The 19,184-nt window shown below is 65.7% G+C and carries 15 protein-coding genes and 1 tRNA gene; 8 read left to right on the forward strand and 8 right to left on the reverse strand.

The annotated features are described in order from the left end of the window. The first annotated feature begins 24 nt into the window (after positions 1–24). Both AU185_RS06730 and AU185_RS06735 read left to right on the forward strand, forming a co-directional pair. Positions 25–2,064 carry an ATP-binding cassette domain-containing protein gene (locus AU185_RS06730; protein ID WP_059102502.1) on the forward strand — a complete coding sequence of 680 codons (2,040 nt, stop codon included), beginning with the start codon at positions 25–27 and terminating at the stop codon, positions 2,062–2,064. Next, a complete protein-coding gene (locus tag AU185_RS06735) occupies positions 2,061–2,909 on the forward strand; it encodes a CbiQ family ECF transporter T component (RefSeq protein ID WP_059102471.1) in 849 nt (282 codons plus the stop codon). The genes AU185_RS06730 and AU185_RS06735 overlap by 4 nt, the downstream gene beginning before the upstream one ends. A 1-nt stretch (position 2,910) precedes the next feature. On the opposite strand, the gene AU185_RS06740 is transcribed toward AU185_RS06735, so the two are convergent. Genes AU185_RS06740 through AU185_RS06750 form a run of 3 tightly spaced genes read right to left on the reverse strand, consistent with a single transcriptional unit; the run spans position 2,911 to position 5,940 of the window. Continuing rightward, positions 2,911–4,251, reverse strand: coding sequence for an ABC transporter substrate-binding protein (locus tag AU185_RS06740; RefSeq protein ID WP_059102472.1), 1,341 nt, complete (start codon positions 4,249–4,251; stop codon positions 2,911–2,913). Next, entirely contained in the window at positions 4,248–5,075 is an 828-nt protein-coding gene (locus tag AU185_RS06745; protein WP_059102473.1) for a carbohydrate ABC transporter permease, read from the reverse strand. The genes AU185_RS06740 and AU185_RS06745 overlap by 4 nt, the downstream gene beginning before the upstream one ends. Continuing rightward, entirely contained in the window at positions 5,062–5,940 is an 879-nt protein-coding gene (locus AU185_RS06750) for a carbohydrate ABC transporter permease (RefSeq protein WP_059102474.1), read from the reverse strand. The genes AU185_RS06745 and AU185_RS06750 overlap by 14 nt, the downstream gene beginning before the upstream one ends. Positions 5,941–6,046: 106 nt before the next feature. On the opposite strand from AU185_RS06750, the gene AU185_RS06755 reads away from it, so the two are divergent. The 5 genes from AU185_RS06755 to AU185_RS06775 all read left to right on the forward strand — a co-directional run bounded on the left by AU185_RS06755 (position 6,047) and on the right by AU185_RS06775 (position 11,210). Beyond that, on the forward strand, positions 6,047–7,495 hold the full coding sequence (locus AU185_RS06755) for a TldD/PmbA family protein (protein ID WP_502687729.1): 1,449 nt from the start codon (positions 6,047–6,049) through the stop codon (positions 7,493–7,495). A gap of 3 nt (positions 7,496–7,498) precedes the next feature. Beyond that, positions 7,499–8,872, forward strand: coding sequence for a metallopeptidase TldD-related protein (locus AU185_RS06760; protein ID WP_059102476.1), 1,374 nt, complete (start codon positions 7,499–7,501; stop codon positions 8,870–8,872). A 52-nt stretch (positions 8,873–8,924) separates the two neighbouring features. Continuing rightward, the gene (locus AU185_RS06765) at positions 8,925–9,731 is read left to right on the forward strand and encodes a carboxymuconolactone decarboxylase family protein (protein ID WP_059102503.1); all 807 of its coding nucleotides are present in this window, start codon (positions 8,925–8,927) and stop codon (positions 9,729–9,731) included. Positions 9,732–9,849: 118 nt separating this feature from the next. Then, a tRNA-Ile gene (locus AU185_RS06770) sits at positions 9,850–9,926 on the forward strand. 384 nt (positions 9,927–10,310) lie between these two features. Further along, the gene (locus AU185_RS06775; RefSeq protein ID WP_059102477.1) at positions 10,311–11,210 is read left to right on the forward strand and encodes an alpha/beta hydrolase; all 900 of its coding nucleotides are present in this window, start codon (positions 10,311–10,313) and stop codon (positions 11,208–11,210) included. Positions 11,211–11,621: 411 nt separating this feature from the next. Here AU185_RS06775 and AU185_RS06780 read toward each other — a convergent pair whose 3' ends face one another. From AU185_RS06780 to AU185_RS06795, 5 genes are all read right to left on the reverse strand, one after another. Further along, entirely contained in the window at positions 11,622–12,143 is a 522-nt protein-coding gene (locus AU185_RS06780; protein ID WP_156425426.1) for a hypothetical protein, read from the reverse strand. Between the two features lie 165 nt (positions 12,144–12,308). Further along, positions 12,309–13,559, reverse strand: coding sequence for a cytochrome P450 (locus tag AU185_RS06785; RefSeq protein ID WP_059102479.1), 1,251 nt, complete (start codon positions 13,557–13,559; stop codon positions 12,309–12,311). A gap of 369 nt (positions 13,560–13,928) precedes the next feature. After that, on the reverse strand, positions 13,929–14,114 hold the full coding sequence (locus tag AU185_RS25045; protein WP_156425427.1) for a hypothetical protein: 186 nt from the start codon (positions 14,112–14,114) through the stop codon (positions 13,929–13,931). A gap of 253 nt (positions 14,115–14,367) precedes the next feature. Next, positions 14,368–16,002 carry an ABC transporter permease gene (locus AU185_RS06790; RefSeq protein WP_059102480.1) on the reverse strand — a complete coding sequence of 545 codons (1,635 nt, stop codon included), beginning with the start codon at positions 16,000–16,002 and terminating at the stop codon, positions 14,368–14,370. Further along, positions 15,999–16,835 carry an ABC transporter ATP-binding protein gene (locus AU185_RS06795; protein WP_172800154.1) on the reverse strand — a complete coding sequence of 279 codons (837 nt, stop codon included), beginning with the start codon at positions 16,833–16,835 and terminating at the stop codon, positions 15,999–16,001. Before AU185_RS06795 ends, AU185_RS06790 begins: the two co-directional genes overlap by 4 nt. 475 nt (positions 16,836–17,310) lie before the next feature. On the opposite strand from AU185_RS06795, the gene AU185_RS06800 reads away from it, so the two are divergent. Beyond that, positions 17,311–19,184 (forward strand): condensation domain-containing protein (locus tag AU185_RS06800; protein ID WP_082683771.1); only part of this gene is annotated, 1,874 nt, incomplete at its 3' end.

The following is a 19,184-nucleotide window of genomic DNA, read 5'->3' on the forward strand; positions in this document are numbered from 1 at the left end:
CTCGCCGGCTGGCAGAATCGTGAAATGACCGTGACCGGGGGCCGAACTCGAGGAAGCGGTCGCTTGCGTCCCGTCGAACTGGCGCAGGCCTCGGTCATGGCAGCGTTGTGCGCGGCCACCGCGATCATCGCGGTGGTGGTCCCGTTCGCGGCCGGGCTGTCACTGCTGGGCACGGTGCCGATGGGCCTGCTGGCGTACCGATACCGGTTGCGGGTCCTGCTCACCGCGACCGTCGCGGGCGGCATCATCGCGTTCCTGATCGCCGGCATGGGCGGCTTCATGACCGTCGTCGACTGTGCCTACATCGGCGGCCTGACCGGCGTCGTCAAGCGCCGCGGCCGTGGCACGCCGACTGTGATCTTCGCCGCACTGATCGCGGGTTCGGTGTTCGGCGCGGCCGTGGTGGTGGCGCTCGCCATCCTGTCGCGACTGCGCCACCTGATCTTCGAGTCGGTGACGGCCAACATCGACGGCCTCGCGGCGGTGATCGCCCGCATCCCGGAAATGGCGGGCGTGGCCGATCGGCTCAAGCGCGACTTTGCGACCGCGCTGGACTATTGGCCCCTGCTGTTCTTCGCCGGCGGGGTGCTTTCCATCACGTTCGTCAGCCTCGTCGGCTGGTGGGCACTGTCGCGGGTGATGGAGCGGCTGGCCGGCATTCCCGATGTGCACAAGCTCGAGTCTTCGAGTGATACCGGTGTGATCGCGCCGGTGCCCACCCGCCTGCACGACGTCCGGTTCCGCTATCCGACCGCCGACCACGACGCGCTGGGTCCGGTCTCGCTGAACGTGGAACCGGGGGAGCATCTCGCCGTGACCGGCGCCAACGGCTCGGGTAAGACGACGTTGATGCTGATGCTTGCCGGGCGCGAACCGACCGCGGGCACCATCGAACGGCCGGGCGCGGTCGGGCTGGGCCGTATCGGCGGCACGGCGGTGATCATGCAGCATCCCGAGAGTCAGGTGCTGGGCACCCGGGTGTCCGACGACGTGGTCTGGGGGCTACCGCCCGGCAAGGCCACCGACGTGGAGCAGTTGCTCGCCGAGGTCGGCCTGAGCGGTCTGGCCGAACGCGACACCGGCGGATTGTCCGGCGGCGAACTACAACGGCTCGCCGTGGCGGCGGCGCTTGCGCGCGAGCCGTCGCTGCTGATCGCCGACGAAGTCACCAGCATGGTCGACCAGCGGGGCCGAGAGGGACTGATGTCGGTGCTGTCGGGGCTGACCCGGCACCACCAGATGTCGCTGGTGCACATCACCCACTACAACGACGAGGCCGACGCTGCGGACCGCGCCGTCAACCTGACCGGAAACGGCGGCGCCGCCGACAACACCGACATGGTGGAATCCGCTGACGCGCCGGCCGCGACCATGCACCGCGGTGCCGGCAACGCCCCGGTGCTGCAACTGCGAGACGTCAGCCACGAGTACGGCAGCGGCACCCCGTGGGCGGCGACGGCGTTGCGCGACATCACGTTCACCGTGCACGAGGGCGACGGCGTGTTGATCCACGGACTGAACGGGTCGGGAAAGTCGACGCTGGCCTGGATCATGGCCGGCCTCATCGAGCCGACCACGGGTGCATGCCTGCTCGACGGGGCGCCGGCATCCGAACAGGTTGGCGCCGTTGCGATCTCCTTCCAGGCCGCCCGATTGCAGCTGATGCGTGCCCGGGTCGACCTCGAGATCGCATCGGCCGCCGGGTTCTCCCCACGCGACCGCGCCCGGGTCGCCGAGGCGCTGTCGACCGTCGGGCTGGATCCGACGATGGCGAGCCGACGCATCGACCAGCTCAGCGGCGGCCAGATGCGCCGCGTGGTCCTCGCCGGGCTGCTCGCCCGCTCGCCGCGCGCGCTGATCCTCGACGAGCCGCTGGCCGGTCTGGACGCCAGCAGCCAACGTGGACTGCTGCGGCTGCTGGAAGACCTACGCCGCCGCGCCGGACTCACCGTCGTCGTGATCTCCCACGACTTCGCGGGACTGGAGGAATTGTGCCCCCGCACATTGCATCTGGCGGGCGGCGTTCTGGTGCCGGCGCCGACGGCGGCGGGAGGCCGCCCATGACGACGGTGTCGACCGGACGGCGTCAGCGCAGGGGCATCGTGCTTCTGCGGCCGGTGCCGGGCAACAGCGTGGTCCACCAACTCTGGGCGGGCACGAAGCTTCTGCTGGTCGCAGCGATCGGCGTGCTGATGACCTTCTATCCGGGATGGGTTCCGATCGGCGCGGTCGCGGTCCTGGTGCTGATCGCGGCATGGCTGGCCGAGATTCCGCGCGGCGTGCTGCCGTCGATACCGCGCTGGCTGTGGATCCTGTTGTTCCTCGGCGGGTTGACGGCCACGTTCGCCGGCGGCAGCCCGGTGATCTCCATGGGCACGGTCGAAGTGGGTCTGGGCGGGCTGCTGAACTTCCTGCGAATCACCGCGCTGTCGGTGGTGCTGCTCGGGCTCGGCGCGATGGTGTCTTGGACCACCAACGTCGCCGAGATCGCCCCCGCCGTCGCAACATTGGGCCGGCCGCTGCGGGCGCTGCGGATACCGGTCGACGAGTGGGCGGTCGCACTGGCGCTGGCGTTGCGGGCCTTCCCGATGCTGATCGACGAGTTCCGGGTGCTCTACGCGGCGCGCAGCCTGCGGCCGAAGCAGATGCCGGCGCGCCGCCGAGGACGGTGGCGCCGATGGTGGCTGGAGGCCATCGACCTGCTCGCGACGGCCATCACCGCCGCGCTGCGGCGCGCCGACGAGATGGGTGACGCGATCACCGCGCGGGGCGGCGCCGGACAGATCTCCGCTGCGCCGTCGCGGCCGAAAACCATTGACTGGTGGGCCTTCCTCATCGTGGCGGTGGTGTGCGGCGCCGCGCTGGCCCTGGAGTTGACCGTCGCCGGGACCAGCGCCGTGACGCGTTGACTCACCGCTGCGCGGCGGCGTTCGCGGCCCGCTGCGCCTCCGTCAGCGTGGTACGCACGTCGCGACGGCCGAGGAACATCTCGTCGAAGTAGGGTTTGAGCGCGTCGAAACCCGCCGCGAATCCCGCGCCGCCGGGCGCGGCGATGCGGGGGCCGTCGAGCACCCTGAAGAACGGGCTCACATCCACGCCGCGCGATCGCCAGTAGTCGTCGTAGACGCGTTGCGCGGCCAGCACCGCCGGAATCGCCGCGCCGCCCGCGCCGAGGTATGCGTTGCCGCGGGTACTGCCCATCCACGCGAGCACCTCACGCACCGCGTCGGGATGCTCGCTGGCCGAGTTGCCGGCCGCAGCAATACCGTTCGTCACGCTGACCCGGCCCGCGGGTCCCGCGGGCAACATCGCGACACCCCAGCGGAAGCGGGCGGCGTCGGCGATCGCCGCCAGGTTGTACGTGCCGGACTGGAACAGCGCCATCCTGCCCTGCAGGAACTGGTTACGGGAGAAGTCGCCGTTGTCGTTGGTCGCCGACGCGGGCGGCGCGACGTGGTCGGTGTTGATCAGCCCCACCAGGTACTCGAACGCGGCCGCGGCCTGCGGATTGTCGAACGCGAACCGGTCGCCGACCGAGAAGACCCCGCCCGCCGAACCGATGTAGTTCAGGTAGATGTTCTGTAAATCATTGGCGGCGTTGTAACCCCACTGCCGGATACGCCGTGGGTCGAAACCCGCTGTGCCCGCGGCCCGGCCGTCGTCGTCCACCGTGAGGCGTGCCAGCAGAGGCCGCAGCGTGTCGACGGCGGGTTCCGGAGACCAGCGCAGCGAGCGCAACTCGCCGGCGTCGACTCCCGCGGCCGCAAGCAGGTCGGCGTTGTAGTACACCGCGATGCCGGCGTCGGTCAACTGCGGCACTGCCCACAGTGCACCGTTGCGGGTGAACTGGTCGACCACCGACGGCTCCCACGCGCGGGATGCGCCCGCGCCCAGGGTGTCTCCGATGTTCAGCAACCGGCCGCTGTCGGCGTATTCGGCGAAGTAGGCGTTGCTGATCCAGAAGATGTCGTCGGCGCCGCCGCCGGCGACGTCGGTGCGCAGAGTGTCGAAGTACGTCGAGTAGGCGACGACGCTCACCCGCACCTCGATGTCGGGGTGCTCGCGACCGAACTCGGCGAACGACGCGCGGTACGCGTCGGCGACCTGCTCGTCCCACAGCCGCACGGTCACCACGGTGCGCCCGGCCGAGTCGCCCGACTGTCCGAGCAGCATGGCGGCCACGAGCAACACCACCGCCGCCAGCACCAATCCCGCCGCGACGAGCGTCGAAAACCGCGGTCGCAAGCTCATTTCAGCCCCGTCACGACGATCGAGCGCACCATGTGGCGGCCCACCGCGACGAACAGCACCAGCAGCGGCACGATCGCCACCGTCGTCGCCGCCATCACCAACGTCCACTGCGCGTTGTACCGCGACTGCAGACCGGCCGTCGCGACCGTCAGTACCTGCCACTCTGCGCCGGTGGTGATCACCAACGGCCACATGAAGCTGTTCCATTGCGAGACAACAGTGATCAGCGCCAGCGTCGCCAGGACCGGTCTGCTCGCGGGCAGCACGACATGCACGATCACGTCGAGCGTGTTGGCGCCGTCGATGCGGGCCGCGTTGATGAGATCGCCCGGAATGGTGCGGAAGTACTCACGCAGCAGGAAGATCGCGTACGGCGAACCGAACATGAACGGAAGCACCAGAGCCCAGAAGGTGTTGCGAAGACCCGCCTCGGCCATCATCAGATACAGCGGGACCACGGTCACGGTCGCCGGCACCATGAGCGTCGCAACGTAGACCCAGAACAGCGCGTCGCGGCCGGGAAACCGCAGACGCGCGAACGCATACGCGGCCAACACGGAGAATGTCAACTGGCCGAGCAGAATGACCGCGGTCATCAGAGCGGTCACCACGACCGCCCGGCCGAACCCGGCGTCGGCCAGGTTCGCGTAGTTCTGCAGGGTCGGCGGGGCCGGCAGCGACAACGGCGACTCGCTGTCGAACCGACGTGGGTCCCGCAGCGAGGTCAGCACGCCGAGCACGAACGGCGCCAGCGTGATCAGCGCGCCGGCAAGCAGAACGGGATAGATGACGACGGCGGAGGCGAACCGGCTAGATGAGGTCATAGCTGATCCGTCGTCGGAAGTACAGATGCTGGACGACCGTCACACCGACCAGCAGGACGAACAGCACCACCGCCATGACCGCGGCCCGTCCCACCGCCGCAGCGCCGAACGCTTCGGCGTAGATGCGGTGCGCCACCAGGTCGGTACGGTTCTGCGGACCGCCGCCGGTCAACGCGTACACCGTGTCGAAAACCTGTGCTGCGCTGATGATCCCGGTCACCAGCACGAAGAACAGCGTCGGCCGCAACATCGGCAGGGTGATGTATCGGAACCGCTGCCATGCCGTCGCGCCGTCGGTGCGCGCCGCGTTGTGGACGTCCTCGGGGATGTTGAGGATGCCGGCGAGAAAGAACAGCGTCACGTAACCCACGTTGGTCCATACGATCACCGCCGAGACGACCGGCAGCGCCAGCGTCGGATCTGTGAGCCACCCGATCTGGTGGCCGAGCATCGCGCTGACCGCGCCGTCGGTGGGAGCGAGGATCCATCGCCACAGCACCGCGATCGCCAGCGGCGCGCAGATCCACGGCAGCACGTACAGCGTCCGGAAGAACCCGCTGCCGGGCAGTCCGCGGGCCAGCAGGGCGGCCGCGGCCAGCCCGAGCAGGGTTTGTGCGGGCACCACGAGCGCGATGAACACCAGCGTGACCACCAACGATGTGCCGAAGGTCGGATCGGTCAGCACCGATTGCCAATTGCGCAGGCCGACATACTGCATCGGGCTCAGCAAGTCCCAGCGGTGCAACGACAGCCACACCACCACGAACATCGGCAGCAGCATGAACGCGACGACTCCGAACAGGCTCGGAGCCAGGAGTGCGTACCCGGTTGCGGTCATGCGGCGGCGCGGTGCCATCCGAGTCATTAAAGCGGGCCGAGCGCGCCACCACTACGGTGGTGGCGTGACAGCCACCCGACGAGTCGATGCCGACTTCCTCGATTTGCCGCGGTATGGGCTGGCCGACGCGGCGATGTCGGCGGCGTTGTCCGCCGGTGCCGGCTACGCGGATCTGCGCATCCACGCGATCACGACGGAGATCGTGCAGTTGCGCGACGGCGAACTGCAGACGGCGGTCGTCGACCGGGAGATCGGTTTCGCGGTGCGGGTGATCGTCGACGGCACGTGGGGGTTCGCCTCGCACGCCGAGCTCAGCACCGCCGTCGCGGCCGAGACTGCGCGCCGCGCCGTGCAGGTGGCCAGGACGCTGGCGCCGCTGAACGCCGAGCGCATCGAGCTGGCGCCCGAACCCGTATACGCCGATGCCAGTTGGGTTTCGGACTACCGGATCGACCCGTTCGATGTGGGTATCAGCGACAAGCTGGCCGTCCTCGGCGAATACTCGGGCCGGCTGCTGGCCGCTGACGGCGTCGACCACGTCTCTGCGGGTCTGCACACCGCGAAGGAGCAGACGTTCTACGCCGACTCATTCGGCTCGACGATCACCCAGCAACGGGTGCGGGTGCAGCCGTCGCTGGATGCGGTCGCCGTCGATCCGGCGGCGGGGACCTTCGAGACGATGCGCACGCTTGCGCCACCCACCGCCCGGGGTTGGGAATACGTGGTCGGCGACGACGTGTGGAACTGGACCGACGAACTCGCCATGCTGCCAACGTGGCTGGCCGAGAAAGTCAAGGCTCCCTCTGTCTCCGCGGGCCCGACGGACCTGGTCATCGACCCATCGAACCTGTGGCTGACGATTCACGAATCCGTCGGCCACGCCACCGAATACGACCGGGCGATCGGCTACGAGGCAGCGTATGCGGGCACGTCCTTCGCCACACCCGACAAGCTCGGCAGCATGCGCTACGGCTCACCGGTGATGAACGTGACCGCCGACCGGACCGTCGAATACGGCCTGGCGACTGTCGGATTCGATGACGAAGGGGTGCAGGCGCAGAAGTGGGACCTGGTCCGCGACGGCATCTTCGTGGGCTATCAACTGGACAGGGTGTTCGCGCCGCGGCTCGGGGTCGGACGGTCCAACGGCTGTGCGTATGCCGACTCGCCGCATCACGTGCCGATCCAGCGGATGCCCAACGTCTCGCTGGAGCCGGCCACCGACGACGTGAGCACCGAGGACCTCATCGCCCGCGTGGATGACGGCATCTACATCGTCGGCGACAAGAGTTGGTCGATCGACATGCAGCGCTACAACTTTCAGTTCACCGGTCAGCGGTTCTTCCGGATCCGCGACGGCCGGCTCGACGGCCAACTGCGCGACGTGGCATACCAAGCGACGACAACAGATTTCTGGGGGTCGCTGGAGGCTGTCGGCGGACCGTCGACGTGGCGGCTCGGCGGGGCGTTCAACTGCGGCAAGGCCCAGCCGGGCCAGGTGGCCGCGGTCAGCCATGGCTGCCCGTCGGCGTTGTTCCGCGGGGTGAACGTGCTCAACACCCGAACCGAGGCAGGGCGGTAGTCGATGATCGGCGCGCAGCAAGTGGTGGAGATCGCGCTGGACGAGGCCGCCCGGCTGGGCAGAGCCGACGAGACGATCGTGGTGGTGACCGACCGCGCCGACGCCTCGCTGCGGTGGGCGGGCAGCTCGATGACCACCAACGGGGAGTCGACGACTCGCTACACGACGGTGATCTCGGTGGTACGCGACGGCAGCGAGTCGCACGTCGGTTCCATGCGCTCCAGCGAGGTGGATCCGACGACGATCGGGGCGCTGGTGGCGGCGTCGCAGGAGGCCGCGCGTTCGGCGCCCGAAGCCCGAGACAGCGCACCGCTGCTGGCGAGTGGTGACATACCACCCGATTGGGACGCCCCCGTACCGAGCGCCGGCGCCGCGGTCTTCTTGCCGGTGGCGGACGGACTGGCCCGCGGGTTCCGCGGCCGCGACCGGTTGTACGGATACGCGCGGCACATCCTCGAGACGACGTTCGTAGCGACCTCGGGTGGGCTGCGACGGCGCTACACGCAGCCGACGGGTTCGGTGGAGATCAACGCCAAGCGGGACGGCGCCAGCGCCTGGGTGGGCGTCAACACCGCTGACTTCAATGATGTGCCAACGGATTCCATGCTCGACGAGCTGTCGATGCGATTGGGGTGGGCGCAACGGGCGGTCGAGTTGCCGGCCGGGCGCTACGAGACGATCCTGCCGCCGTCGGCGGTGGCCGACCTGATGATCTACCTGACGTGGGCGATGGACGGCCGGGGTGCGCAGGAGGGCCGCAGCGCGTTCTCGGCACCGGGCGGCGGTACGCGGGTGGGGGAGAGACTCACCGACCTGCCGCTGACGCTGTATTCCGATCCGTTCGCCGATGGGCTGGCCTGCGCGCCGTTCGTCGCGACGCCGGTGTCGTCGGAACGGGTTTCGGTCTTCGACAACGGGATGGACATCAACCGGGTGGACTGGATACGTGACGGCGCCATCAACGCGTTGGCGTACTCACGGGCGGCGGCCGCGGAGTTCGACACGACCCCGGCGGTGCCGGCGGACAACCTGCTGATGACCGGAGCGCAGGCCGGGCTGGCTGACATGATCGCGGGCACCGAGCGCGGACTGCTGCTGAGCACGCTGTGGTACATCCGCACGGTCGACCCTTCGGTGCTGCTACTGACGGGGCTCACTCGCGACGGCGTCTACCTGGTCGAGGACGGCGAGGTGACGGCTGCCGTCAACAATTTTCGGTTCAACGAGAGCCCGCTCGACCTGTTGCGCCGGGCGACGGAGGCCGGTGTCAGCGAGGTCACGTTGCCGCGCGAGTGGGGCGACTGGGCGACGCGGGCGGCGATGCCGACGCTGCGGATTCCCGACTTTCACATGTCGTCGGTCAGTCAGGCGCAATAATCCCTGGGTGGGCGCTGATGAGTTGGCCGACCGGATCGCCGGATTGGTCGCGATGTCGTCGGGCGATTGCAGGCAGGACACGCTGATCCGGCTGACGTGCGGGCGGGCGTTGTCGTTGCCGCCGCTGCCGGTGGAGGTCGACGTTGTCGACGAGGCCAGCGAAGCCGGTCGGGTGGTGGCGGCGTTCGCCGAGCAGTTCGCGATCGACGTGTCCGGACTCGGCGACAACCAACGCGGGCGGATGTTGGCGACGTTGAGCGACAACGCATTCCGGACAGTTACCGCTATCTTCATCGCCGATTTCGTGCCGCGGGTGTGGGCGGGATGTGAAGCGTTGGGCCTCGGTAGGCCCGGAGATTACAGCGTCGTGGAGTGGGACCACGAGTCGGATCCCGTCGACGCGCTGCTCAACGGATTCGCCCCGGCCGTCGCGCGGTTAGGGGCGCTGGATCCGGTGACCACCGAGATCGTGCGGCTGCGCGGGGCGACGCAGCACAATTGCCGGCTCTGCAAGTCGTTGCGCGAGGGCAACGCGTTGGACTCGGGCGGGTCGGAGGAGTTGTACGAGCAGATCGAGCGCTACGAATCCGCCGCGGGCCTCAGCGACGCGCACAAGGCGGCGCTGCGATACGTCGACGCGTTGATCTGGTCGCCGGCACGGATCGAGGCGGAGGTGGCCGCGGGCGTACGCCGGTACTTTTCGGAGCAGCAGGCCTGGGAGTTGACGCTGGACGTCATGCGCAACGCGACCAACAAGATCGCGGTGTCGCTGGCCGCCGACGCGCCCCGGATCGCCGAGGGCACAGAGCGGTACTCGATCGGCGCCGATGGGCAGCCGGTGTACGCCGACATAGCTTAGGGGGCGCTGGCTGTCGGCGAACTATTGGCCGGTAGCGACAAATTCGCGGGGAGCGAATCAGTCGCTGCGCGGTGCACAGTGGAGCATGTGGGAACATTGGTGCCGCGCAGCGCGCCCGGGGGCGGTAGCTCAGTTGGTTAGAGCCGCGGACTCATAATCCGTTGGTCGCGGGTTCGAGCCCCGCCCGCCCCACCAAGTGTTTGTCCAGCTCAGAGTCTATTTTCGACATTGCGCCGCGGGCCGTTGCGGCCTTGAAAACGCCTCTGTGACAGCGGCGTGACAGCGGTACGGGCCGTAGCAAACTTGGCCCCCAAAGCCGGAACCTTGGCGGGGTCGAGGAAGTAAAAACCCAATTCCCAGTAGGCGCGTCCACCAACGATCTCTACATGGCCGCCGACCCAACGGGTTGGCACCCCGCCTGGGTTCGCCAATCACGCGGAAGGTCCGCGTCGGGCTAGCGGTAGCTGCCATCATCGCAGGCATGCTCGTTTTGATGGGATTCATCAACGACAGCGAAGACGGTCTGCATGCTCTTAACGAGACCAGCCAGAAGTGACCTCGTTCACGTCGGGACCAGATATGGACCCTGCCTTGCGGACTGCGGCCAGAATTCTCCCGAGGGGCTATGCCCTCAGCCGTGGACTTAGGGTGCAGCGTGCGGCTATGACGCTGTTGGGACGCATCCTCGCCGTTCGTGACGTGCCGGTGGTGGCGGTCGATGCTGATGTGAGTGTGCGCCTGCATCGTCCCGCGCGCCTTGCTGATCCGGCGCCTGCGCTGCTGTGGATCCACGGCGGTGGGTTCGTGATGGGCAGCGCGCGACAGGAAGATGGCTTCTGCCGCAGGCTGTCTCACTTGGCAAACGTCGCGATTGCGGCCGTCGATTTCAGGTTGCCGCCCGAACATCCACATCCTGCTCCGCTGGAAGACTGCTACGCGGCGCTGCTGTGGTTGGCGCAGCAGCCTTGGGTTGATTCGTCACGCGTCGCGATCGGCGGTCTCAGCTCCGGTGGTGGGCTAGCAGCGGCATTGGCGTTTCTGGCCCGCGATCGCGGCGAGATCCAGCTGGCCTTTCAATTGCTGTCCCAACCGAACCTCGACGACCGCACCGGCAGTCACGCCACGGGTCGCCGTCGCCTGATCTGGTCGGAGGGTGACAACCGCCAAGCCTGGCGATGGTATCTGGGTGACGCTGACCCGGCGGTCGCGAGCCCGGCGCGGCGTACCGACCTCACCGGGCTGGCACCGGCCTGGATCGGCACCGGCTCGTTGGACTTGCTGCATGACGAGGCCGTCGAGTACGGCAGGCGCCTGAATGAGGCGGGCACGCCCTGTCACGTCGAGATTGCGGCCGGTGCCTTCCACACGTTTGATTTGATCGTGCCGGACGCGCCGGTGTCGTTGACATTCTTCGCCAGCCAACGCGATCAGCTGCGGGCCGCGCTGACTGATTACCCAAAGCCAAGGGACGCAAAGTGATTCAGCCTCGGCTCCGTGACTTCGGCTTCACAGCAGGAGTAGCTGTCAGTTTTCGCGCTAGCTCCGTAGTCGATGCCGGTTCGGGCTCTGGCTCTGGTTCGCTGATGCGTTCGAGGTTCGTCGCGTCTCGGCGCCAAACGTAGCCCGCAACATCGGTGAAATACATCTCCGGTTCTATCGTGTAGTCGGCCTGGTCCGTCTGGTACGCAACAATTGCTGACTGTCCGGGTGCCAAGTGTGAGGGCCAGTCGTCGCGGGTCGAGCCCCGCCCGCCCCACTTCAGACGTGTATTAGTGCGGTTGAGGCTTGACATTTCGGCTTCGGTTGATGGCTGACAGTGTTTCGGCTGATGCTTGACAGTTACTTCGGTTGATTGGTGACACTGCGAGGACAGGGCACGCGGCTTTCTGGCTACGGGTAGTCCACGCGGGGAAACTGTATGGTTTCGGCCTCTTCTTCCGCCTCACGCCGTACCGTGACCTCCCGCGCCCGAGCTTCGGCGGCCAAGGCTCGGGCTTCAGCGGCCTTTGCTTGCGCCCACAACTCGGTTGCGCGGCGTCGCGCTTCGCCCGCCTCCACCCATACGCGTTCTTCTGATCCCAGCGGCGGCAGATTCGGCTCCGAATACATGCTCGCGTGCGGACTGCGTGGTTGACGGTTGCGCTCCTGCGTCTGGTGCTCGGCCTCCTCCTGCTGGGCCGCGCAGACTTCAACGACGATCAGCGCCGCACTGGCCAGCAACAGCAGCGGCACGAACACGTACGGGTAAATGGCCACCCCCGCCAAACCGAGGACCGTCAACGGCACCGCGATCACCCCGACGGCCCACGGATACCGCTCGCTGAATTCGAGGACCCTCGCCCGCATCGCGAGCGCTCGCGCGGTCCATAGACGGAGATCCGGACTGCGAAAGACCTTCTTCGAAGACCCCACGATTCCATCCCTTCGCGGAGACGTGACCTTCCCATTGTGACCGACCGCCCGACGGTCACGTCGATGCCACGCAGCGCCGTCGGCAACGAAGTCATCACAGCACCTCTTCGGGATGAACCTTCGACCGAGCCGGTCAGTTGTCTCGTGGTCGTCGCGAGTAGCGGCTCAGCCGATGGGGGTGAACTCCAGGTGCAGTTCCTTGAGGCGCCGGAAAAGAAAGGTTTGATCCCATTGGAGTCGACGCTCCCCGGCCCGACCGTGTTCGGCTTCCGAAAGCCGAATGTCGGCCATCCGGTCGAGGATGCGCCCCAAGCTCACTCGCGCTTCGGCCCGTGCGATCGGGGCGCCCGGACAGGAGTGCACACCACGGCCGAATGCAATGTGCTGCAATATATTCGGGCGACCAAGGCGGAATTCGTCGGGCTCGTCGAACCGACGTGGATCGCGGTTTGCCGCACCGTTCATCACCAGTACGCTGGTACCAGGCTGTGCTGCGACATCGCCGATCTTGGTGGTCCGCCGCGCCATCCGAAAATTCGACTTTATCGGGCTTTCGAAGCGGAGCATTTCCTCGATGAAGGCCGAGATCTTTGAGCGGTCGGAGCGCAACTCCTCTTGCAGGTTTGGTCGCTCCGCAAGCATCAGCATCGCGAGACTGAGCAGATCGATCGTCGTGCCGTGACCGGCGGCGAACATGAACGTGGCGACCCGGGCGACATCAATCGCGTCGGGTGTCGTGCCGTCGGGAAACTTCGCCAGCGCAAGCTCGGTCAGAACGTCTTCGCGCGGCTCGCGCCGGCGCTCCTCGATGTAGTCGACGAACCATTCCTCTTTCACGCCAACGAATCCGCTGCGTTCACCTTCGAGCCTGCTCGCTCTGGCCGCGCGTCGGAATCGCTCACGGTCGCCCTCGGGTACGTCCAGCAGGTCGGTGATCGCGTCCAGCGTAAAGGGAAAGTTGTAGTCGAGGACGATCTCGCACTTGCCCTTCTCGGCGAAGCGGTTGATCTGTTCGTCGGCCAGACGCCACAGTGAGTCCTCGTTGTTCTTCAACTGTTTCGGGGTGAACAACCGGCTCAACAGAGAGCGGTGCGCGGTGTGCTTGGGAGGGTCAAACGAGATGAAGTAGTCGCCGAACGTAACCCGGTGGCGGTGCTGTTCGATCAGATCTGAGATGTCGTCACGGTCGGCCTCGACCGGGATTCCCGACCATGGTCCGCTGACGATATTGCAGACCGACAGGTTACGGTCGACGTCGACTTGCGCGGCAACGGCCTCGTCGTAGCCGGACACCATCACCACACCATGCGCCGGCTCACGCCATACCGGGCATTGACGGATCGCGTCGTAATAGCCGTATGGATCATCGACGAGTGACTTGTCGGTGAAAAAGTCGAGATTCTCAAGCCCGCCCACTGCTGCGCCTCCCTCGCGTAGCTACACGCATTTTATTCGCTCGCCAGACGCCCGTACATGGCCTTTGGAAAATGTGCGGGACGCGATTGGCTCCCAGCCCGCGGCGGTGCGCGACGCCGGTCAGCCGCACCCATGTTGAGTGCCGCTAGCCTCGACAGGCACGATCAGCAAGTATGACCCCGTCCCGTGCCGCGGCTGTCCGCTCACGTCGGAACCGTCGTCACTTACAGTGCGACACCCGGGCTGCCTCGTCGGCCTCGATGGAACTGTGCACAAGCGGAGGGGCGCCGCAGCGGGTGTGAAGGCTTTGCCGACGCTCACCCGATTCATGGTTGAGGGACGACACTTCCGCGGCCGACTTACGCCGGCTCAAGCCTGCAGTTCGGTCACGTTTTGAGTTGGCGACAGCGAGGCCTCGTTCACTTCCGCATACAGGTCATTGGCGCGAGCCTGTTCTGCTGCAAGCAGTTCCAGAGCCGCGACTGCTCGCCGGAGGAGCTCGAGGGATTCCTCGGCAGTCTCCTTCAGTTCATAGAAATTTGGTATCAAACCCATCGGAGTACCCTCCCATCGCGAGCCGGATCTTCAAGCCGTCTTCTCGATAGTGTTTGCTGTTCCGGATCATCGTGAGCCAGCTGATCGATGATTCGATCACCAGCTTGCGCCCGCGCTGCACTCTCGATACGCGGGATCCTCCACGATGGTAACGTTCCAGAGCTTCCCGGGCGAGGGGAATGGAGCCGGTCGCAGCAAAGAATGAGTGCGGTCGCCGATGACGCGCAGAATGGGCCGAAGCCGAAGCGCTTGCTCATGTTGCTACATCGCGCCGGACGTACCCACACACGCCGAGCGCAGTCAGGATCGTGCCGATCAGCACGAGAATTATGGTAGCTGTCCAGTGCGGTGGCACCTCGGGTACCGCGGCGAGGTGGGCCCATGGCGATAGGTTGGCCACCCAGCGCGGCACGTTAGTTGTCTGCATGATCGCGTTCACCAAAAACCCACCCACAAGCGGCAATGCACCGATTGCGCCGGCAGCGGATGGGAACCATCCGACTCCAACTGCGGCGGCACCCGCCGCCAGCAATGCCACGGGAAGTGAATTCAGCGCGCCCGCAAGGGCGTCGGGGAACTGCAGCGGGGCGCCGGTGATCTTCGCACCGCTCCACATCGCGACTGCCGCTGTGCAATGCAGCGCAAGGACCGCACAAGCGGTGACCGCGATCTCAGCCGACATCAGACGCACGCGCGAAATTGGCTGAGCGAACAGCAGCGTCCAGCGACCGACCTGCTCATCGGCGACGAACGTGGCGAGGCGCATCGCAGCGTAGAGACCGGTGGCCACCGGCAGCAGGCTGAACAGGGGTGCAGCGAAGACATTCACAGAATCGAAGCTGCTGCTGATCCCTGCATCAGCGGCCAATTCAGCGATGTGCGGATTTGTCTGAAAGAACTCGAGGACCAAGGCGAGCAACGCGCCCATCAGAAGGAAAAAGGCGGCGACGCCGACCGCCCACCCGAACGTTATCCGCGCGGCGCGGCGAAGAGCGAACCCGCCGATATTACGCAACAGTCGCGTTCGTGGAGGACGACTTGGCGGCACCGTCACAATCCCGTCGCCCAGATCGCGGTGGCGGGCCGTAAGGAGAGTCGCTCCGGCCAACGCGATCGGAAACGCACTCAACACGGCCAGCGGGAGGGCGCGGTTGTCGGCGTACGGCGCCGCGCGTGCTGCCAGCCCGAACGGGGTCACCCACGCCAACCACGCCAGTCCAGGTGAGGAATCGGCGGCCATGCGCAGCGTCAATCCCACACCCAGAGCCGCAACAGATAATGCCGTCGCACCGGATCTCGCCGGCATGATTTGCGCGGCGAGTAGAGCGGTTGTCGCAAAAGTCAGTGCCACCAACGTGATTCCGCTTGCATAGAGCAGCGCCCCTGCCAGTTCAGTACGTGCCGCCGAGAGGCCCGTCGCGACGGTTACTCCGATCAGCATTGCGGATGCAGCGAGGGCGGTCAGGCAGCGGACGACCAGGTCCTCCATTCGCAGGCGTCCCGCGAGCAGCAAACCCCATCGACCGGCATCCTCCTCACCGCGGGTGATACGTGTGGTTGTCAGGATGATCCAGAGACTGACGAGCACCAAGATGAGTGTGCCGGTGCGCCACACCGTGAAACCGCCGGGATTGTCGAGAGCGACCGGTGGGCCCAACAGAATCTTCTCGGCGGGATTTCCAGCCATCGCACGCATTGCCGATTCATCCAGCAAGCTGTTGATCACCTGGTATTGGCTGGCGACGACCGCCGACATGACGCCGCACACCAAGGCGACCCCAATGGCACCACGGCGAACTTGACGCACAGCCAACCGGCTCACCGCTCGTCCGGGCGCAACGTGCGGCACGGCGGTCACCAGCGAACCGGCCAGCGTGCCGGCTGTCATCGCTGTGCCTCTCCGTAGTAATCGAGAAAGATCTCTTCGAGTGTCGGCTGGTGCATCGAAAGCGCCGTGATGTCGGCGGTGGCCAGAGCTCGAAGTGCGATCGCCGGTGACCCAGTCACGCTGAACCGCAACCGTCCGCCACCGAGTTCCTCGATGTTCGACACCCCCGCGATATCTCCGAGGGACGGCGAGACGCCGTGATAGGAAACCTCGACTACAGTGCGGCGCAATCGGCGTAACTCAGCGAGGCTGTCGACTTCCACGAGTCGCCCGGCACGCAGAATCGCTACCCGGTCGCAGACGGCTTCTACCTCATCCAGCTGATGAGAGCTGAGGAACACCGTCTGGCCTCGCTCGCGCGCTTCTGCGACACAGCTACGAAATACTCTCTCCATCAACGGATCCATGCCGCTCGTCGGCTCGTCAAGCACGAGAAGCGGCGCGCGCGTCACGAATGCTGCGATAAGGGCCACCTTCTGCCTGTTGCCGGTCGAATAGGTCCGGGCCGGCTTGTCGAGATCGAGATGGAATCGGGCGACCAACTCGTCGCGGTACGCCGCGTCAACACCTGGTCCGACGCGGCCGAGCAGCTCGAGAATTTCGGCACCGGTCAGTCGCGGCCAGAGAGAGACATCGGCCGGGACGTATGCGAGGTGACGGTGGGCTCGACGCACGTCTCCCGCTGAGCAACCGAAAATCCTTGCACTGCCTGAATTCGGGCGTATCAATCCGAGTAGCAGACGGATCGTCGTCGACTTGCCGGCACCGTTGGGACCCAAGAACCCGAACACTTCGCCGGGCGCGACGGTCATGCTCAAGTCCTCGACTGCCATCACGCGGCCGAACCGTTTGGTCAGACCGTCGCACCGGATGGCGGGGTCGAAAGCAGTACCTGCCGGGTACTCCACGCCCTGAAGAGTAGGCCACTCGAGGGGCTGTCGGAGGATCCTCTCAGTATTGCTGGTCCATGGCAGCAACGCCGAGCATTTTGTTCGCTGGCATAACTAAGTTGCGACGAAACCACTTCGTCGGATCGGTAGGCCGACGACCGCCAAGTAACGTCCGTAACAGGCGGAAAAGGGTCTGCGGTCACGTCGGGAAGCTGTGTTTGGCGGCCGCCCCCGTGGCGCGCGCGCACGTTACTGAATTATCGCAGAAGTCGAATAGAAAACTTTGCCAAAAGCCACCCGGACGTGCCAGGCGTCAGTAGGGTTCTGCAGAACTGGTTCGGCTACGTTGCGCGCTGAGTGGGTCGGGGGAAGCCGGACTTCTTATATGTGATGCCCTGGCGGGGGTTGGGGGAGTCGGATGGAAATCGGTGACCGCACCTTTCCGCTGACGCGAGGACAGCGCGACATCTGGCTTGCAGAGAAAACGGGCAGCTTCGGTGCGAAGTGGCAGCTGGGCGAGCTCTTGCGAATCGAAGGCAGGGTAGATCCCGATTTGCTCGAGCGGGCGATCACCGAAGCGGTGCGCGAGGCCGAGCCACTCAGAGCCGCCTTCTTCGAGATGGATGGCCATGCTTTTCAACGAACGGTCGACTACCCGCACGTACAGCTAGCTCGCTACGACCTGGTCGCCTCACTGGACCCCGGACACGACGCTTATCAGCTGGCCTCATCGATACAACGGGAATTAATGCCGCTAAGCGGCCCGCTGTTCAAATTCGCGTTGATCCAAACTCGCGTCGATGAATTTTATTGGTTCGTGTGCTGCCATCACATCGTGGTCGACGGAATCGGCCTCGCTCTTGTTTGTCACCGGATCGCGGAAATTTATACGGCAATGGCAAGGAGCGAGCCAATTCCGCCCGCTTTCTTCGGGTCGTTGAGTGATCTCATTCGTTGCGAACTTGAATATGAAGCGTCGACCGATTACCTCAATGATCAGACCTATTGGACGAGGAATCTTCCGCCGGAAAACGAAGCGCGTTATCGGCTGGCATTCGCGGCCGGAGGCGAGCGTGCCGACGAGCCTCCCACGCCGGTTCAAGTGGACCCCTCCGCGGTCGCTGGGATTCAGCAGTTGTCACAAACTTTGGGCGTGCGTCGATCAGCGGTGATCACCGCAGCGTGCGGTCTTCTCGTGCGCGCGTTCGACACCGAGAGTCCGGAGGTGGCGCTCGACTTTCCGGTAAGCCGGCGTGTGCGTCCGGAGATACAGGTGGTCCCCGGAATGATCTCCGGCTTCGTGCCACTGATGTTGAAAGCGTCGCCGAGGGCGGCCGTCACCGATTTCTGCAAGCTTGTCGACACGCAAATGCGGGCGGCCCTTGAGCATCAACGGTTTCCCGTGCACGTTCTCGAGAACAATGCGGGATTGCGGGGCTCCGGACATGCGTCGAACCGGGTCGTCATAAATTTCATTCCGGGTACACATATGGGGCACCTCGGCGATGCCGCTGGATCGGGAACTCTGACCCATGCCGGCCCTGTCCAATTCGGGTTGGTTTTCTTCAGGGACGGTGATCAGCTCTTCATCAGCACCGTGGGCGCTCAACAATTCTTTTCGAATTGTGATGTGGGCGATTTAGCAGAGCGGTTGGCGCGGGTTCTGACGGCGATGGCTGCTGATCCGGGGCGGTCGTTGTCGTCGGTGGATTTGCTTGACGAGTTCGAGCATGCCCGACTCGATGAGATCGGTAACCGTTCGGTCCTGACCGCAGTGGGTCCCGCGCCGGTGTCGATTCCCGCGTTGTTCGCCGCACGGGTGGCCCAGAAACCGGAAGCGATAGCCCTGGTGTGGGAGGGCTGTTCGTGGACCTACCGAGAGGTTGATGAGGCTGCAAATCGGTTGGCTCACCTCCTGGCTGCCGAAGGTGTGGGTCCGGGAACGTGTGTGCTGCTGTTGGTGGAGCGTTCGGCTCAGGCGATCATCGCGATCCTGGCGGTGCTCAAGACCGGAGCGGCATATCTACCGATTGATCCGGCGGCACCGAATGCACGTATCAACTTCATGATTGCCGACGCTGCGCCGGTGGTCGCAATCACCAGCTCCGGTTTGGCCGGGCGGCTGGATGAGTGCGGTGTGGTGGTGATTGATGTTGATGATCCGCGTATTGACAGTCAATCGAGCGGCCCGTTGCCGGTTCCTGGTGGTGATGGAATCGCTTATCTGATTTACACCTCGGGCACTACTGGTACGCCCAAGGGGGTGGCGGTCACCCATGCCAATGTGACGCA

This window comes from Mycobacterium sp. GA-0227b, assembly GCF_001499855.1.
Classification (GTDB): Bacteria; Actinomycetota; Actinomycetes; order Mycobacteriales; family Mycobacteriaceae; genus Mycobacterium.

Coding starts and splice junctions, on each gene's coding strand:
- AU185_RS06730 (WP_059102502.1), top strand. CDS start 25: ATGACCGTGACCGGGGGCCGAACTCGAGGAAGCGGTCGCTTGCGTCCC.
- AU185_RS06735 (WP_059102471.1), top strand. CDS start 2,061: ATGACGACGGTGTCGACCGGACGGCGTCAGCGCAGGGGCATCGTGCTT.
- AU185_RS06740 (WP_059102472.1), bottom strand. CDS start 4,251: ATGAGCTTGCGACCGCGGTTTTCGACGCTCGTCGCGGCGGGATTGGTG.
- AU185_RS06745 (WP_059102473.1), bottom strand. CDS start 5,075: ATGACCTCATCTAGCCGGTTCGCCTCCGCCGTCGTCATCTATCCCGTT.
- AU185_RS06750 (WP_059102474.1), bottom strand. CDS start 5,940: ATGACTCGGATGGCACCGCGCCGCCGCATGACCGCAACCGGGTACGCA.
- AU185_RS06755 (WP_502687729.1), top strand. CDS start 6,047: ATGTCGGCGGCGTTGTCCGCCGGTGCCGGCTACGCGGATCTGCGCATC.
- AU185_RS06760 (WP_059102476.1), top strand. CDS start 7,499: ATGATCGGCGCGCAGCAAGTGGTGGAGATCGCGCTGGACGAGGCCGCC.
- AU185_RS06765 (WP_059102503.1), top strand. CDS start 8,925: ATGTCGTCGGGCGATTGCAGGCAGGACACGCTGATCCGGCTGACGTGC.
- AU185_RS06775 (WP_059102477.1), top strand. CDS start 10,311: ATGGACCCTGCCTTGCGGACTGCGGCCAGAATTCTCCCGAGGGGCTAT.
- AU185_RS25045 (WP_156425427.1), bottom strand. CDS start 14,114: ATGGGTTTGATACCAAATTTCTATGAACTGAAGGAGACTGCCGAGGAA.
- AU185_RS06790 (WP_059102480.1), bottom strand. CDS start 16,002: ATGACAGCCGGCACGCTGGCCGGTTCGCTGGTGACCGCCGTGCCGCAC.
- AU185_RS06795 (WP_172800154.1), bottom strand. CDS start 16,835: ATGGCAGTCGAGGACTTGAGCATGACCGTCGCGCCCGGCGAAGTGTTC.